Genomic DNA, 16,637 nt, shown 5'->3' on the forward strand with positions numbered 1-16,637 from the left:
TCATGAATTGGGTTAGTCAAGCCTTTCCTAATATTAAATTATAAAAAACAAAACGGACAAAGCGGAACTAAAATGTTTTTGAATATCCTAAGCTAACATAGAATAAATGAGATGGGATTTTTTGTAAGGTATATGATTCTCTGAGCCAAGTTTTTGCATATGCATCCAAAAGGGAATTTCCGGTATTGATTTGTTCGATTGAGTTAAGAATTGAGGTATTGTCCGCACCATAAATCCGAGAAGGATTGGTTACCTTTCCATCTTCCGAACTTCGGTTCCAATGTGCTTTGTTTGGATCACCTCCCGCATATCCATAATAATTATTTGTATCCCAAAGGTAAAGGTCCGGACGAAAGATATGTGCCAGTTTGATAAAGAAATCACCAAAGAAAAAGGAAGTGGATGTAGTGATGTCTTGGATTCCATTGCGATTATCAACTGCATTATTACTCATGGCATAACCTAAATTGAAATGAGGCATAATCCTAAAAAATTCTTCCTCTCGAAATGTATAGGAAGCACTCAAGGAAAGATAATTTTTTCCGGACATAAGTCCACCATTCTCAGTAGAATACTGTGTGTAGTAGGAAACGGTAGGTTTCACTATTTTTAGAAAGGGAAGTTTCCATTGTACAAAGTATTCGTGCCAAACAAGTCTTGTGATGGCGTCAGGATTATTCGCATTTTGTATGTTAGATGGTCCTCCTGAAACATATGGATTTTGTTTCTGAGTGTTTGGAGCAAGAATTGAATTGGGTGTTTTTTGGAAGGTATTGTAAAACCAAATCCCAACTACAAAATCTCCATAACGACTGGGATCAAAATGATAACTCATGGAAAAAAACATTCCATCGGATCTTTTGTTACCATTTGGTTCTTTTTTCGGACCATAACCACCATTCGGACTGTATCCCAAACAGGGATCGTTTCCTTCTCCGCCGTTTGAGATTCTTTCTTGGATCGAACGAACACAAGGGTCCTGGCCGTACGGATCATAAAATTTTGCCTCTTCTCCCAAATACGAAGGCCCAACACCACCAGGTTTTGATTGGAATATACGCCTATCCGAATCTCTATCGTCTCTATTTGTTAGTTGGAAATTTCCAAAAAGGGACCATTGGAATTTTTTTTCCGGTGACCAAACATTGATACTAGGTTGGAGAGCTGGGGCATAAGTAAAACTTTGGTAGGTGGCACCATTCCTTCGGTTTTCTGCTTCCCCTGCGAAGGAATTCCCTCTCCAAAGAAAGTCTGATACAATTTCTGTATTCGTTTCAATGAGGAGAGGTTTCGTTTCATCGAGTTTTGTTTCCGACCAAGTAGGGGACGATATGATAAGAATCAGAAATAAAAAACTAAGGACTTTGATTTGCGAAAATGTTTTGGAATGTTTCACGAAATCTTCTGCCTCCTTCTTTTCGAATCGGATCGAGGAGGATTGTTTCCGAAATTCCATTGGAAGTTAGGATGACCTTATATTCTTTGTTGTATAAAAACACATGTACATATTGCGCAAATGCTTCTGCGTAGGTATCATCTGCATTTGTTGCTGCATATAAGGAGACAAATCCAGTATTGGTTAGTTTTTTATAAATTAGTTTTCCTTCCGGAAATAAGGAAAGAGTTGGAGAACTTTGGTAAAATTTGATTTTGTTTCTTTCGGGAAAAAAAGTAGCTTCGTAGGGAGAATAAGTTTCCGACCACCAAATTCCATCGAAGAGGGGAAATTTTCTAAAATCTCTTTGTGCTTCTGAAAAATCAGGTATTTGTTTATTAACGATGGATAAAATATGACCTAACTCATGTAAGATGATAAATCGAAGTGCAATTTCTTTGGAATTAGATTCATCTAAGTGGACTTGGATGGAATGTTCCATAGAAGGTAAAAAGGCAGTGGATTCTTTTTTTGTTGCCCAGTCATTACAACCTTGGATGAGGAGACCCGAATCTAAAAACAAGATCCCACCGATGGGTTTTCCCTGTTCATCTCTGACGATCCCTGTGAGCCCTGTGGAACCTAAGTCTGTTACAAAAAATATTCCGTAAACATAAGAATCCAAAAGTCTTCTGAGTTCTTTTGGCATGGACTGATTCATTTGGCCCAGTTCTTTTTTCCAGGGAGATAAATCCTTGGTGGGTTTGGGAATGTCTGCAATTTCATCGATGGCATTGATGTTTGTGAGAGTGTCCAACCGTTTGGAATCCAAAGGATAAACTCTTGTATTCCAACTGCCTTGGAACTGCGGAAGACTCTTTGATTGTAATCCAATATTATTTTTTGCCCAATTGGCATACGGGTTTTCGGGAAGGGAAAACGAATTGGGAGTGCAAACCCAAAAAAGAAAAGGAACTAAGGATATGATGTAAGGATTCGTTCGCATTTGCCGATTGTATTTCTATATGAAAGGATTTGTTGGTCTATGCTTTTTTTTACCTGGAATCCTTTTCGCTGAAATCAATCCGTGGAATTTACGACCTGATGTTCGTATTTTAACTAGAAAAGAAGTCTCTCATATTGTGATGGAAAGGAGGCCCGACCATTACCGGGTGACACTCATTGTTTCCGAACGATTTCCCTACAATTATAAGGCCCTGTCTCATCCTTTTTTCTTCCGAATGGAAGATGAGAAAAAAGCGTTCGAACTTGCGAATCAAATGGACAAGTATTTGGATTCCGGAAAACCTTTCACCATCACCTTGAATGGATCAGAGATCCAAACTTTGGTATGGGGAGAACCCTGATTGACACGTTCGTTTTATTTATACTTTAAAGAAATCTTTCGTAAACCTACTAAATCAGAATGGGAGATTTTAAAGTTAGTAGAAGCCCGCTATGATAAAGAATATACCTTTTATATCTTTATCACTCATATCATTGTTTATTCCTTATTAATTGCACCTCCGTTTTCCGAAATCCAAATGCGAATTTTGCCGTATCTTCTTGGTGTATCGATTGCCCGGCTGATTCTACTATTGCAGTTTTATACAAAGAATATTCCGATCCAAAGAGTCATTTACATCAGTGGGTTTGTAGGAGATGGTCTTGTATATGTTGTTTTTATCTTGGGAATACATTCCTTCCCATCCCTTGGAAGTTTTTATTTATTAAACTCCTATCTCATGTCTTTTATCTTTCCCATTCTTTTGTATAGCACAAGGCTCGATCCCAAGGGATGTATCCTGAGTGCTTTTTATTTTTCTATATTACATATTGTTTATATATTTAATTTACCTTCAGCTGTTTCTGATCAGTTTTCTTTTTTTAGTAAATACTTTTTGATTTTAGTGTATTGGGGGAGTGCGACTCTCGGAACTGTTTTTGTTTTAAACAAAAGAAAGGACACAACAGACATGTACAATCTTTCGGAAGAAAGAAGGTTTATGTTACACGAGTTAGAACTTGCAAAAAAAGTACAAGATGCACTTTTTCCTGGGAATATAAAAATTCCTAGTCTTGCTTTTACTTATTATCGAAAAAGTCCCAATGTCATCGGTGGTGACTTCTTTGATTTTGTACAACTCCGGGAAGGAAACGTTGGAGTTTTTTTAACCGATGTGGCAGGTCATGGAATTTCTTCTGCGATGGTTGCATCCATCATGAAGGTCCTTGTATCCACCATTCCTTATCGTTTTAAAACAGCACCAGCCAAACTCATGGATTATTTAGATGATCGTTTGGCTCATGACTTAAACAAATACCATGCCTCTGCCATTTATTTATTTTTCGATTTTATCGAAAAAAAATTAACTCTGGGAAATGCAGGGCATCCCTATTTGATTTTGGCACACAAAGGGGAAGACTTTCAGGAATTGGAAACCCAGGGTGCGATTCTTGGGTTCAATATTAAAATTCCACCGATTTCCGAAAAAACAATGCCCATTTCTCCAGGTGATCGTTTTTTTATTTATACGGATGGGCTCATTGAATCGACAGATCCAGAAGGAAATTCTTTGGGAACTGAAGGCCTACTGGCACTTCTCAATCGACACAGTCAAAGTTCAAATATCAAAGAACTGGAACTAAGTTTACTCACCGAATTAAAAACCAACTACGGACTCGATAGTTTTTCTGATGACACCATGTTTCTCATATTGGAAGTAGAAGAATAAGGAGAAATCATTTGTCTTTTTTAGATATCCAAATTAAATCCAATTTTGCTCTTGTCACCATCAAAAGGCCTGAGGCCTTAAATGCACTGAACGACGTAGTGATCACTCAGATCGGTGAGATGGTGGAAGAATTGGAATCCAATCCAGCCGTTAGAGGTTTCATTTTGACTGGGGAAGGAAAAGCTTTTGTTGCTGGGGCAGACATTGCTAAAATGAAAGAGTTCAACGTTCGGGAAGGACAGGCTTTTTCAGAACTTGGACAAACTGTTTTTAGAAAAATGGAGTTATCAAACCTCATCTCTATTGCTGCTATCAATGGATTTTGTTTGGGCGGAGGAATGGAATTGGCTATGGCATGTGATATCCGTTATGCGGTAGCCTCGGCCAAATTAGGTTTACCCGAAGTGACACTTGGTTTACTTCCAGGATTTGGTGGGTCCCAAAGACTACCTAGACTCATTGGAGTGGGAAGAGCCACCGAACTGATTTTATCTGGGGATATGATTTCTGCAGATGAAGGATTTAGACTCGGCCTGATCAATAAGGTTGTCGAACCTTCCGAGTTATTAAACGAATCTGAAAAAACTCTTTCTACTATTCTTTCGCGTGGACCTAACGCGATCAAGGCGGCAAAAACTGCCATTCGCCAAGGTTTAGAAACCAATATGGATCGCGGATTGGATTGGGAAAAACAACTTTTTGGTGGAAGGTTTGCCGACGAAGAAACGAAAGAAGGTCTTTCCGCTTTCCTCGAAAAAAGAAAACCAAACTTCAAAGGTTAATGTATGAAAACACGGATTGGAATTCTATTTGTTTTACTTAGTCTTTCTGTTTGTAAACAGGCAGAATCTTTTCCGTCACAAACCAATACTCCCGAGGTTCTTTTCGGGAGTGTGGCTGACCGTGTTTTGAAATTAGAAATTGCCAACACTCCTTCTACGAGAGCCACAGGGCTTATGTATCGTACGAAACTCGGAGAGGATGAAGGAATGCTTTTTGTTTTTCCTCGTCCCGATTTTTTAAGTTTTTGGATGAAGAACACCCTTATCCCTTTGTCGATTGGTTATTTTTCAGAAGATATGCGACTTTTAGAATCATTCGATATGAAACCCAACCAAACAGAAGAAGTTTATAATGCAAGAAAACCGGCAATGTATGCTTTGGAAGTCAATCAAGGTTGGTTCGCCAAACATAAAATCGGAAAAGATGCTGTCCTCACTTTGGAACGAAAGGTCTCTGCTCGCGATTAAATTTTCTCTTTTTACTTGAATCTCTTTCTGCAGTTCTTTACCATCCTTTAGCATGGTTGTCAACAATCCTCGTTTAATTACCCTTTTATCAGAAGAACAAAAAGCCGACTTGGCTTCGATGGAAAAACAATTTGCCCACCATTTGGAATATACCATTGGTAAAAACAGATTTAATCTTAAAAACGAAGATATATACAAAGCACTCGGACATACCATCAGAGACTTTTTAATCGATCGTTTGAATGTCACTCACGAACGTTATCGTAATGAAAATCCCAAACGAGTGTTTTATTTTTCATTAGAATTTTTAATGGGCCGCACTCTCATGAATGCTCTCATCAATCTTGGGTTATACGAAACAATCCAAGTGATGCTTCGAGGGATTGGTTTTGAACTAACGGATGTTTTAGAATTTGAAACCGATGCAGGACTTGGTAACGGTGGACTTGGTCGGCTTGCCGCTTGTTTTTTAGATTCGATGGCCACTCTGAATGTCCCAGGGTTTGGGTATGGAATTCGATATGATTATGGAATTTTTAACCAAATCATTGCCAATGGAAGCCAATTGGAAATGCCCGACCACTGGGATGCAGACGGAGTTCCTTATGAAGTGGTAAGGTCAGATATTTCCTTTTCTGTTGGTTTTTTTGGTCATACAGAGACAAGGGTTTCGGGGAAAGGAAAAATCCAACATGATTGGGTTCCAGATGAAACGGTTCTTGCTTCCGCACATGATTATCCCATCCCTGGATTTAACACAAGTACGGTGAACTATTTAAGGCTTTGGGCCGCCAAATCTTCTGAAGAATTTAATTTGGATTATTTTAACCACGGTGATTATATGAAAGCCGTACAAGATAAATCCATTTCCGAAAATATTTCTAAAGTATTATACCCCAATGACACCACCGAACAAGGAAAGGTGCTAAGGCTCAAACAACAATACTTTATGGTTTGTGCTTCTCTCCAAGACATCTTAACTCAGTTTCGTGAATCGAACCAAAATCTGAAAGAACTTCCAAATTATATTGCCATCCAATTGAATGATACCCATCCAAGTATTGGGATTGCAGAGCTGATGCGAATTTTTCTCGATAATGAAGAGATGGATTGGGAGCCAGCTTGGGAGATCGTCACCAAAGTTTTTTCTTATACCAACCATACAGTTTTGCCAGAGGCTTTGGAAACATGGAGAGTTGAACTTTTTGAAAAACTTTTGCCGAGGCATTTAGAAATCATTTATGAAATCAACCACCGGTTTTTATCGGAAGTTCGAAACAAAGGGATTTTGTCCGATGAGGAAATCCAAAGAGTCAGCATCATTGAAGAAGGAAATGAAAAAAGGATTCGTATGGCAAACTTGGCTGTCATTGGATCTTATCGGGTCAATGGGGTTGCCGAACTTCATTCGGAACTCATCAAAAAAACCATTTTCCAGGCCTTTACAAATGTATTCCCTGAAAAATTTAATAACAAAACCAATGGGATCACCCCACGTCGTTGGTTACTCCAATCAAACCCAAGTTTGGCGAACCTGATCTCCAAACGAATTGGAAACGGATTTACCACTGATCTTTCGAAATTAAGAGAATTAGAATCCTTTGTAGATGAAGCCGATTTCCAAAATGATTGGCGAATGGTAAAACAAACTGCAAAAGATGAATTATCCAAACTCATCAAAAGTGAAACAGGAATCACCATCGATCCAAAATCACTCATTGATGTACAAATCAAACGGTTTCATGAATACAAACGCCAACTACTCAATATTTTGCGAGTGATTGCATTGTATAGACGGATCAAAGAAAATCCATCTCGTGAAATGACACCACGAACGGTGATTTTTGGTGGGAAGGCTGCCCCTGGTTATTATATGGCCAAACTCATCATCAAACTCATCAATAATGTAGCCTGGGTCATCAATCGTGATCCCGATGTGGCGGAAAGGTTAAAAGTGGTTTTTTTACCCAACTACCGTGTGAGTTTAGCAGAAAAAATCATTCCTGGTAGCAATCTTTCAGAACAAATTTCAACAGCAGGAACCGAAGCCTCTGGCACTAGTAACATGAAATTTATGTTAAACGGTGCATTGACCATTGGAACTTTAGATGGGGCCAACGTAGAAATTCTTGAGGAAGTGGGGCCTGAAAATATTTATATCTTCGGACTTCATACAGAAGAGGTGTTTCGTTTGAAAGAAGCCGGATACCAACCAGCTGATTACATACGCAAAAACGATGAACTGCACCGTGTGCTTCTTATGATCCGGGAGAATTTTTTCTCAATGGGTGAACCAGGAATTTTTGGACCCATTTATGATAGTTTGTATTATACTGACAATTATTTACTCATGGCTGATTTTGATGCTTATGATATGACCCAAAACCTGGTGGCGAGAGATTATTTGGACGAAACCACTTGGACTAAAAAATCCATTTTGAATGTGGCTAGGTCAGGGAAATTTTCTTCTGACAGGACCATTCGGGAGTATGCTAAGGAGATCTGGAAGGTCCCTCTCCTTGACACAGTTCCACCAAAAACTATCTACAAATTGCCACAAAACTGAATCGACATAAAAGAACCAAGGTTGTATTGTTCCAAGGAAAGGGTCCCAAATGAGTAAAGGTTATATTATATGTGTCGATGATGAAGTATCGGTATTGGAAACGCTTGCAGAACAACTTCTGGCTCGATTTGGCGAATCCCATATCATCGAGACTGCCAGTAGTGCGGAAGAAGCACTTTCCCTCATCGACGAAATCATCAGTAGCAACGACATCGTGGAGTTGATTGTTTCTGACCAAGTGATGCCTGGAATGAAAGGAGATCGATTTTTGGAACAGGTGCACCACCGCCTTCCAGATGCGATCAAAATCCTACTGACAGGTCAGGCGGGACTTGATTCGGCCATCTATGCCATTAATAACGGGGGACTTAGTCGGTATGTCGAAAAACCTTGGAACATTGAAGAACTCTCCAAAGACATCAAAGACCTACTCGATAAGTTCAGACAAAACTTGGAAAACCAACATCTCATCCAAGCCCTCAACCGTCGCATCATCGAATTGGAATCTCAGCAGTAAAAAAAATCTCCTTCTTCTATTGATCTTTCTTTCTCTTCCTTCGGTTTGGGGGAAAGAGAAAGATCTCAGTCCAGAACAAATCGCCAAAAAAAAAGAAGTTCTTTCCAAAATGGTTCGTTATGGAACCAGCCAGGAAAGAAAACAAGCATTAGGTGAACTGACTCGTTTTCCCAAAGAAAATGCAGGTGAACTTTATACCTTAGTTGGTGAACAATTAAAAACAGAAAAAGATATGGGGATGAAAATTGTTCTCTTAAAAACCATTGGTGACTTGGATTTAAAAGAAAACAAAGACACCATCATTGGTTTGTTTGAAGATTCCAATGAAGATGTTGCCAAACAAGCTGTTACTTCTGCCAAAAAAATGAAATTAGCAGAAGCAACAAGTCCCTTACTCGAAAAAGTAAAAAAGGAAGATTTTACAAAAAATTCCAATTCACTGAGCCTATACATCAGTGCACTTGGTGAATTGCCAGAGGGAAAAACCGCTGCTCCTTTTTTGGAAACCAAGTTTCGTGAAAAATTTAATAACGCCGATATGCGTGGTCAGATTGCTTTGTATTTTGGATCCGTACTTTATTCTGATGCAGAATCTGCTCTAATGGAAGTTGCATTTGATGAAATCCAACCTACCACTTTGCGATGTTATTCGATGAATACATTGGGGAAATTAAAATCAGAGACAGCAAAACCAAAGTTATACGAACTACTTGACTCTCTTAAAAAAACAGCAGGTAAGTTGGATGCCAAAAAGGCCCAATCCTTAAAAATTTATGCGATTGGCGCTCTTGTGACGATGGGTGACAAAGAAGTATTTCAGGAACTAAATGAATTTGCTCGTGATGATGATAGTATGGTGAGACTGCGGGCCATCGAGTTTATGGGAAATCTGAAAGATCCCAAAGCTTTAGAGTTATTGGAATACAAAAGGGACCGGGACCCAAGCCCGAAAGTGCAGAAGGCTGCCAAAAAAGCCATCGATCAAATCAACGGGAAAGAAACCGTTCCCGATGAAGAAAAACCACCGGAAGAAAAATCGGAAGAAGAACCCAAATGAATTGGAGAGTGTTCACTTCTTTACTGATTTTTCTTTTATCATTTTCGGGAATTTCTATTGATGCAGAAGATGACGGGCGTTATACGGGACCAATCTCCCGTTCCGAAAAAAGAATTTTGGATGGAAAATCAGAGTTCCAAAAATCGGGAACTTTTCCCTTAGAGTGGAAATTGTTTTTCAAGGGTAAACAAGGGGATTTTGTTGTTTTTTATGACTTAAACGGGGATGAAATTCATTACCGATACAGACGGAATAAATTCGATTTGGATGCTGAATTTTTTGTGAAGGATTTGTTTCCAGGAAATCCTTACCGAGTAAAAGGAGAATGGATCGGATATTATTTTTATTCAGTGGATGAAAGAGGGAGACGTTCTTCTCTGCCCACACCTAAAAAACTCCCAGCAGAACCAAAAGAATTTACCGACAGACAATCGGTTCCTATCTTTAAGCTTATTGAATATATAGAAGTTAGAACAGATGACCTTCTTTATTAAAGATCAATTTTTTGTAATAACTGAAAATTGATAAATAAAATGGGATTGGGATCATTTTCTTTTTCCGAATAACTGACGTTTAGTGAAATAAAGGGACTTACCCATTTGAGTTTGATGATTTCTGCTCTATCGTTTAAGTTGATATTAAAATCAGTAGCATAAGTCCAGTTTTCAAACCATGCCCTAGTTTTTGGCTGACCTTCTCTGAATATTCCACTGAACTCAAGTAAGTTACTAGTTCCAAAAGGAATCGCAAGTTTTCCTTCCCACTGGCCTCCATTCTCTCTCGATTCAAATCCAAAAGAGACCACCGCTTTTTCCTTTCTCCATTCATAAAATGCAGCTCTCCCGATTTCATTCCAATGGTAGTTCCCTGTCTCATTGTATTCCCGATACCTATAAATTAGGTTTCCCCATTCGCTTAAGAAAAATGGGAAGAATCCTGACCTTCCATTTTCATACCGATGTCCTTCAATGGAACTTAAAAACTCTGATCCAACTAAATGTTTGAAACTCATTCTTGTATAACCTAGGTTTTGTGGGATTTGTGGCCTCACTTCATCGGGTGATACCATTCCATAAAGAAGGGGTGAGTCCCTATACACGGTAGCATCGAGGATGAATTTGGACTCAAGTGATTCTGATTTTAAATAAACAAATCCAACGGATTCTTGTTTGTTGTATATGGATTCGGATTGGATTCGATGAGTACCCCAGTCTTTGGAATTCCAAGCATCATTGATGTACAGACTGGATTTGTTATCTCCACCTGACCAAACACCCGAATAGGATTTGTTTGGTGATACAAAATAAAGTCCAGGATAAGATGAAAATGCATTTGCATGATAAATCCCAAGTTCATATTCTTTTGTATCAACTAATAACCGATACCCGAAGAAATTAGAAAGTGTAATGGGTTGGGGGAGAGGAGAACCAGTTCGTTCTAATTGGGAATAAAAGTTTGGATCTTTGGCAAAGTAAAAATGGGGAATTGGTTTATAACGATTCCCCGATGTGAATCGAAATGTTTGGTATGTAAGGTTGACTCCATAAGAAAATTCTTCATCTCGTTTTTCCAAAATCCAAATTTGTCCTTTCCCTCGTCCGCCGAGAAAAACGGAGGAATGATTTTTTTCTTTTCTTGGTAGATACCTTACATCTAAATTTTGGTAACTCATTCCAAAAAAAATTTCAGAAGGAGAATCGAACCCTTCTTTGGTTTTTGTATTGTCTTCTTTCGAGAGGGAACTTTTGTTCTTTGGGAGTGTTTTGTTTCCAGCAAACTTTTGTTTGTTGTCATAGAGTGTAATTTCTTGTTCTTTCCAAACCTTGGAAACAAGGGCAGCCTCCTTTCCTTTGAGCGATTTTTTCCATTCTAAAAATTTTTCTGGGGCTTGTTTGGACTTTTCTTTCCAAGCAGCGGCCAAATGGGGTGGGAACCCTGCTTTTAAAAGTTGCGGGATGGTGACTTGGTCTGGCTTTTTTTCTACGCCAGACAAAGACTGTACGAAAGAAATCCACAAAATTACCCCAATTTTCTGCCAATCCACCAGGATTGGGGTCTGAATTTTCGATTTTTTGCCCGAAGTCCGATTGCTTTTTTCTAAAAAGGGACATATTCTTAACCTCCCAGTGAAAAAAAATCAAGCGAGGGCGGGTTTTGTCCCAGGGGAATGCTAAATTTATATATAGAAACCGATAAAGACGTGAAAAAAATATTGACTTAACTTTCCAAATGTTAAGTAGTGTAAACAAGCGTTTAGTATATTATTGGTATTATTTTTTAGTTTTATGTCGTCTAACATGATGACGGGGAGGAAAAACCTATGATCGTTCGATCCATCCAACAACCCGCTTACAACCGCCACAAGGACCAAGGCCTCGCAGGCCAGGGCCCGAAAAAGGGATTTTCCCAGAACCAAACTGGGAAGACCTTTGAAGAGTATTTACTGGAAGCTTTCCAAGGGGAAGTGGTTCAAAATGGAGAATGGGTATCCCCATCTCTCTCCACTCTTGGCCAAAAGAACCTGAAAAGGATGTAGGACCAAAAACAGGCTTCCCGTTCTAGAACTGGGGGCCTATAGCCGACAATCAAAGTATGGAGAAAGTTTCCATACTTTGGGCTCTCGTTCGACGAGACTACGCACTGCAGTATGCAGGATCCTTTTTAGGAATCTCCTGGATGTTTTTGCAGAACCTAGTACTCATTAGTTTGTACGCACTGGTTTTTTTGGTGCTCAACTTAAAAACTCCCTCTACACAAGAAGATTTCACTGCTTATCTTTTAACAGGACTCCTCTATTGGATCCCCATCCAAGAACTTTTGGTTCGTGGTACAGGGATTCTCACTGATAACAGAAGTTTACTCAAACGTTCCAGTCTTGGAATCGATTTGTTTTTATGGATTCCTTATGTTCAGTTTCTCATCCATAGTTTAGTCACTTCCATTCCTGTATTTTTATATCTGGCTTATTCTGGTAAATTAAACCTGTCTGGAATTTTTTTTGGATATACCATTCTTGTTTTTGCTGGGTTGTATTTGATGTTACTTCTCCATTATCTTTCAAGGTTAAATATTTTGTTAAAAGATATATCACCTCTTATCCGTTTGGTGAGTCAGTTGATATTCTGGGGAATCCCTGTTTTATATTATCCTACTGGGTATTTAAAAGAATGGAATCGTTTTAATCCCTTTACGATTCCTTTGGATATCTTTCGCACTTCTGTCATTCCAGGTTACACTCCACAATTTGATTGGATTCAAATTTTACCTTTTCTCTTCTTTTTCCTTCTCGTTTATTTACTTGCGAAACGTAAATTTCAGTCGGTCATTTTGGACCATCTTTGATTATGCCTTCTGTTGTTTTAGAAAATCTTACTAAGGACTATCATGGATTTTCAAGACCTTGGAAACGACTTTTAGCAGGAATCAGTTTTGGATACTTCGGCATAGATCTAAATTTTACCGCCATACGGTCGTTAAACCTTCGTGTTGGTCCTGGCGAAATCTTAGGAATCATTGGAAAAAATGGAGCAGGCAAATCAACACTCTTAAAATTGATTACGGGTGTTATCAGTAAGGATAAGGGAAATCTGATTGTGAATGGTTCGGTTCGTGCCCTCCTCGAACTCAGTGTTGGATTCAATCCAGAACTTTCTGGTGAAGAAAATGTATTCTACAACGGCCTTGTTTGGGGATATAAACCATCTGAGATCAAAGAACTAATCGATTCTATTTTTGAATTTGCTGAGTTGAAAGAGTTTCGAAATTCACCTTTAAAGAATTATAGTTCCGGTATGGCGATGCGTCTTGGTTTTAGTCTCGCAACTGCAAAACGCCCGGACATCTTAATTGTGGACGAAGCCTTAGCCGTTGGTGATGCAAGTTTCCAACAAAAATGTTTGAAACGAATCAAAGAGTTTTCTAATCTTGGGTCTTGTATTTTGGTTGTGAGCCATGATCTTGGACTCATCTCATATTTTTGTACAAGAGCAATCCTTCTAGACCATGGCAGTTTGTTGTTTGATGGAAGTCCAAGACTTGCCATCGAAGAATATATGCATGTCTTGGCCAAAAAAACAGAACCTTCCTCTATTCCAAATTCGGAATCGATCCAAAATATTTTGGTTTCTCTCCGAAATGATAAGGGCTTGGACACAAGCCACCACTTCCTGGGAGCCACAGCCACTCTACGAATAGAATTCCAAACAACAAAAACGATAAGCGATGCTACCATTGGATTCCATATCGATAGTGAAAAGGGGATCCGTATCTTTGGAACCAATTCATACCACTTGGGCAAACGAAATTTGAAGATCCAAGAGTTGGAATCTACTGTTGTCGAATTCCAATTCCCCATCCAATTCAGTGATGGAAAATACAGTTTGGGAGTTTCCATCCATAAAGGAGAGACCCATATGGAAGGTAGCTATTTTTGGGCTGAATCCATTTTGGACTTTGAGGTAGAACGAGGAAAAATCGAAAAATTCGTAGGCCTTTGCCATTTACCGACGGAATTCCAAATCCAAACCGTTTCCAAATCGGAATAGAAAAACGGTTTCCCTCAAAGGAAAAACCTAAATTCTGGAAATCCTATGAAAGTTTGTGTGGTCGGAACCGGATATGTGGGCCTCGTAGCAGGTACCTGTTTTGCCGAGTATGGCAATGACGTCATTTGTATTGATAAAGATGAAAAGAAAATCAATGACCTAAAACAAGGGATCATTCCCATTTACGAACCTGGTCTCTCCGAACTTGTGGAACGAAACCACAAGGAAGGAAGGTTACATTTTTCCACTTCCTTGAAGGATGGAGTTGAGTCTTCGGAATTTGTATTCATCGCTGTTGGAACACCAACCTCTGATAACGGTTCTGCTGATTTGCGATTTGTTTTTGCTGTCGCAGAAGAAGTCGGTAAAACAATGAACGGATATAAAATCATTGTAGATAAATCAACGGTTCCTGTTGGAACTGCAGACCAAGTAAAAGCAATTGTTGCAAAAAACACAAAACACCCGTTTGATGTTGTGTCTAATCCAGAATTCTTAAAAGAAGGTGCTGCGATTGATGACTTTATGCGACCGGAAAGAGTTGTGATCGGTGCTGAATCAGAAAAAGCAGCGAAAAAAATGAGCGAATTGTATTCTCCATTTGTTCTTAACGGCAATCCAATCATTACAATGAGTATTCGTTCCGCAGAACTTACAAAATATGCATGTAACGCCTTCCTCGCCACAAAGATTTCATTCGTAAATGAGATTGCAAATTTATGTGATGCGTTAGGTGCAAACTATGATGATGTAAGAAAGGGAATGGGAACTGACTCAAGAATTGGACGTCAGTTTTTATACGCAGGGATTGGTTATGGTGGATCTTGTTTTCCTAAAGATGTGAGAGCCTTACTTCGAACCGCAGAAGAAGTAAATGCACCTATGCATATCATTCAGTCAGTGGAAGATGTAAACGAAAAACAAAAAACTCGTTTGACCGATAAAATTTTTGAACACTTTAAATCAACAGATATGAAAGGAAAAACGTTTGGTATTTGGGGATTGGCTTTTAAGCCAGGCACCGATGATATGCGAGAAGCACCTTCCATTCCTCTCATTTATGAATTACATAAAAATGGAGCAAAAATCCAAGTATTCGATCCAGCTGCTGCCGAAACATCAAAGTACTATTTTGATGGAAAAGTAGAATATAAAAAAGACGCATATTCTGCACTCCAAGGTGCTGATGCGATGCTTTTATTAACAGAATGGAGAGAATTTAGAGAACCTGATTTTAATAAAATAAAATCGCTTTTAAAAGCTCCTCTTGTATTTGATGGAAGAAACCAATACAAACCAACTCTTATGAATGAGTTGGGTTTTACTTATTATTCGATCGGTAACCGATAAACTTTTAGTCCAACCAAGTTTAGTTTTGGTTGGACTAAAATCCTCTTTCTATTTCCGACAAAGCCTCGTTACACATAGTTTTATCCGTTTCTGATACCAATTGTGGTTTTATCTCTGTAAGAATTGACTTTGCTAGTTTAGATTCACCAGCATCCTTTAACGTAAGACCATAGTAAAGTTTAGCGGTCGTTTTGCGAGTAGAGGTTGGATACAATTCTAAATATTCTTTCCATGATTTAACGGCTGAGTCTTTAGGTCCATGGATGGATTTTACCAGGTTAAGGTTAAAATGTGCATTTTCTTTGAGAACTGGTAAAGATTTTGATTTTTGAATGGATTCAGTAAATTGTAATTCCGCTTTTTCGAATTCTTTGTTTTGGAAATACAGTAGACCCAACCTAAAATGAATATCCGGGCTGTTCTGATTTTTTCTAAGTTCTGTTTTGAGATAGGATTCCAAACTCGGTTCTTGGAGGATCCTTTTGGAAACGACCAGTATATCTTCTTTCGTAGCAAGTCCAGAAATCTTTGTGACGTAGTTCCCATCTCCGTCAATGAATAGGATCGTGGGATAACCTTCTATATTGTATTTTTTTCGAAGGTTTGGAAACTCTTCTCCATCTAACCGAACCCTAACGAATTGATCCAATACTTTGCTTACTTCTGGATCAGGGAAAATTTCCTTTTCTAAAACCAAACAGTATGTACACCAATCTGCAAATACATCAACAATAATGAACTTTTTGTCATGTTTTGCTATTTCGAATCCCTTTTGGATTGAACTTCCCCAATTGGAATCAGCAAACAAGGAACTTGAGATGAGAAAGAAAAAAATTGGCAGAATCTTACGAACCATCAACTGAATTCTATTGTTTTCCCATTTGTTTGAACAGTCAATTTTCGCTTTTTCGAAATGGAATGGGCAGTTTCTATGGTCGCTAGAAGGTCGAAATATGGATTTTTTACTGAAATTGGAAGAACTACTCCGTAAACGTAAGGAAGAATTGCCTGAAAAGTCTTATACGGCAGAACTTTTCCGTGATGGAGTTGACCGAATCCTTAAAAAAATTGGGGAAGAGGCAGGTGAGGTGATCATCGCCGCAAAGAATCCTAATGAAAAAGAACTGATTCATGAAATTGCAGATTTGATTTTTCATTTAGAAGTGCTTATGGTAGAAAAAGGAATTAGCCTGTCTACCATTGCGAAAGAATTGGAAAAACGACACAGCTAACGATTGTTTCC

At 38.7% G+C, this 16,637-nt stretch carries 17 protein-coding genes; 13 read left to right on the top strand and 4 right to left on the bottom strand.

Translation table 11 applies throughout. The features are described 5' to 3' along the window. Window positions 1-67: 67 nt before the first annotated feature. Together EHR01_RS00110 and EHR01_RS00115 are read right to left on the bottom strand one after the other, a co-directional pair. On the bottom strand, window positions 68-1,396 hold the full coding sequence (locus tag EHR01_RS00110) for a hypothetical protein (protein WP_135692455.1): 1,329 nt from the start codon (window positions 1,394-1,396) through the stop codon (window positions 68-70). After that, complete coding sequence (locus EHR01_RS00115) at window positions 1,356-2,381, bottom strand: hypothetical protein (protein ID WP_135692456.1); 1,026 nt, start codon at window positions 2,379-2,381, stop codon at window positions 1,356-1,358. The genes EHR01_RS00110 and EHR01_RS00115 overlap by 41 nt, the downstream gene beginning before the upstream one ends. A 19-nt stretch (window positions 2,382-2,400) precedes the next feature. Between EHR01_RS00115 and EHR01_RS00120 the strand changes: the two genes are divergently transcribed. Genes EHR01_RS00120 through EHR01_RS00155 form a run of 8 tightly spaced genes read left to right on the top strand, consistent with a single transcriptional unit; the run spans window position 2,401 to window position 9,994 of the window. Beyond that, window positions 2,401-2,742 (top strand): hypothetical protein, encoded by a 342-nt coding sequence (locus tag EHR01_RS00120; RefSeq protein WP_100742227.1) that lies wholly within the window; start codon window positions 2,401-2,403, stop codon window positions 2,740-2,742. Continuing rightward, the gene (locus EHR01_RS00125; protein ID WP_135692457.1) at window positions 2,743-4,110 is read left to right on the top strand and encodes a PP2C family protein-serine/threonine phosphatase; all 1,368 of its coding nucleotides are present in this window, start codon (window positions 2,743-2,745) and stop codon (window positions 4,108-4,110) included. An 11-nt stretch (window positions 4,111-4,121) separates the two neighbouring features. After that, a complete protein-coding gene (locus tag EHR01_RS00130; protein WP_135692458.1) occupies window positions 4,122-4,892 on the top strand; it encodes an enoyl-CoA hydratase-related protein in 771 nt (256 codons plus the stop codon). 3 nt (window positions 4,893-4,895) lie between these two features. Next, window positions 4,896-5,360 (top strand): DUF192 domain-containing protein, encoded by a 465-nt coding sequence (locus EHR01_RS00135; RefSeq protein ID WP_135692459.1) that lies wholly within the window; start codon window positions 4,896-4,898, stop codon window positions 5,358-5,360. Window positions 5,361-5,412: 52 nt separating this feature from the next. Beyond that, a complete protein-coding gene (locus EHR01_RS00140; protein ID WP_135692460.1) occupies window positions 5,413-7,926 on the top strand; it encodes a glycogen/starch/alpha-glucan phosphorylase in 2,514 nt (837 codons plus the stop codon). A gap of 49 nt (window positions 7,927-7,975) precedes the next feature. After that, window positions 7,976-8,443 carry a response regulator gene (locus tag EHR01_RS00145; RefSeq protein ID WP_135655172.1) on the top strand — a complete coding sequence of 156 codons (468 nt, stop codon included), beginning with the start codon at window positions 7,976-7,978 and terminating at the stop codon, window positions 8,441-8,443. A gap of 19 nt (window positions 8,444-8,462) precedes the next feature. Then, entirely contained in the window at window positions 8,463-9,500 is a 1,038-nt protein-coding gene (locus EHR01_RS00150; protein WP_135692461.1) for a HEAT repeat domain-containing protein, read from the top strand. Further along, a complete protein-coding gene (locus EHR01_RS00155; RefSeq protein WP_135692462.1) occupies window positions 9,497-9,994 on the top strand; it encodes an LIC_11959 family protein in 498 nt (165 codons plus the stop codon). Before EHR01_RS00150 ends, EHR01_RS00155 begins: the two co-directional genes overlap by 4 nt. Here the strand turns inward: EHR01_RS00155 and EHR01_RS00160 are convergent. After that, window positions 9,991-11,517, bottom strand: coding sequence for a hypothetical protein (locus EHR01_RS00160; RefSeq protein WP_135692463.1), 1,527 nt, complete (start codon window positions 11,515-11,517; stop codon window positions 9,991-9,993). The genes EHR01_RS00155 and EHR01_RS00160 overlap by 4 nt on opposite strands. A 303-nt stretch (window positions 11,518-11,820) precedes the next feature. Between EHR01_RS00160 and EHR01_RS00165 the strand changes: the two genes are divergently transcribed. The 4 genes from EHR01_RS00165 to EHR01_RS00180 are packed head-to-tail and all read left to right on the top strand — an operon-like array spanning window position 11,821 to window position 15,394. Next, a complete protein-coding gene (locus tag EHR01_RS00165; RefSeq protein ID WP_135692464.1) occupies window positions 11,821-12,036 on the top strand; it encodes an LIC12298 family protein in 216 nt (71 codons plus the stop codon). A 56-nt stretch (window positions 12,037-12,092) separates the two neighbouring features. After that, window positions 12,093-12,842, top strand: a complete 750-nt coding sequence (locus tag EHR01_RS00170) for an ABC transporter permease (RefSeq protein WP_135692465.1) — start codon at window positions 12,093-12,095, stop codon at window positions 12,840-12,842. 2 nt (window positions 12,843-12,844) lie between these two features. Further along, window positions 12,845-14,044, top strand: coding sequence for an ABC transporter ATP-binding protein (locus tag EHR01_RS00175; RefSeq protein ID WP_135692466.1), 1,200 nt, complete (start codon window positions 12,845-12,847; stop codon window positions 14,042-14,044). 45 nt (window positions 14,045-14,089) lie between these two features. Then, on the top strand, window positions 14,090-15,394 hold the full coding sequence (locus EHR01_RS00180; RefSeq protein ID WP_135692467.1) for a UDP-glucose dehydrogenase family protein: 1,305 nt from the start codon (window positions 14,090-14,092) through the stop codon (window positions 15,392-15,394). 34 nt (window positions 15,395-15,428) lie between these two features. On the opposite strand, the gene EHR01_RS00185 is transcribed toward EHR01_RS00180, so the two are convergent. After that, on the bottom strand, window positions 15,429-16,250 hold the full coding sequence (locus tag EHR01_RS00185) for a tetratricopeptide repeat protein (protein ID WP_135692468.1): 822 nt from the start codon (window positions 16,248-16,250) through the stop codon (window positions 15,429-15,431). 97 nt (window positions 16,251-16,347) lie between these two features. Between EHR01_RS00185 and hisE the strand changes: the two genes are divergently transcribed. Beyond that, entirely contained in the window at window positions 16,348-16,626 is a 279-nt protein-coding gene (gene hisE / locus EHR01_RS00190) for a phosphoribosyl-ATP diphosphatase (RefSeq protein WP_004786038.1), read from the top strand. Window positions 16,627-16,637 lie beyond the last annotated feature (11 nt).

The organism is Leptospira mtsangambouensis (genome assembly GCF_004770475.1).
In the GTDB taxonomy this organism is placed as follows: Bacteria; Spirochaetota; Leptospiria; order Leptospirales; family Leptospiraceae; genus Leptospira_A; species Leptospira_A mtsangambouensis.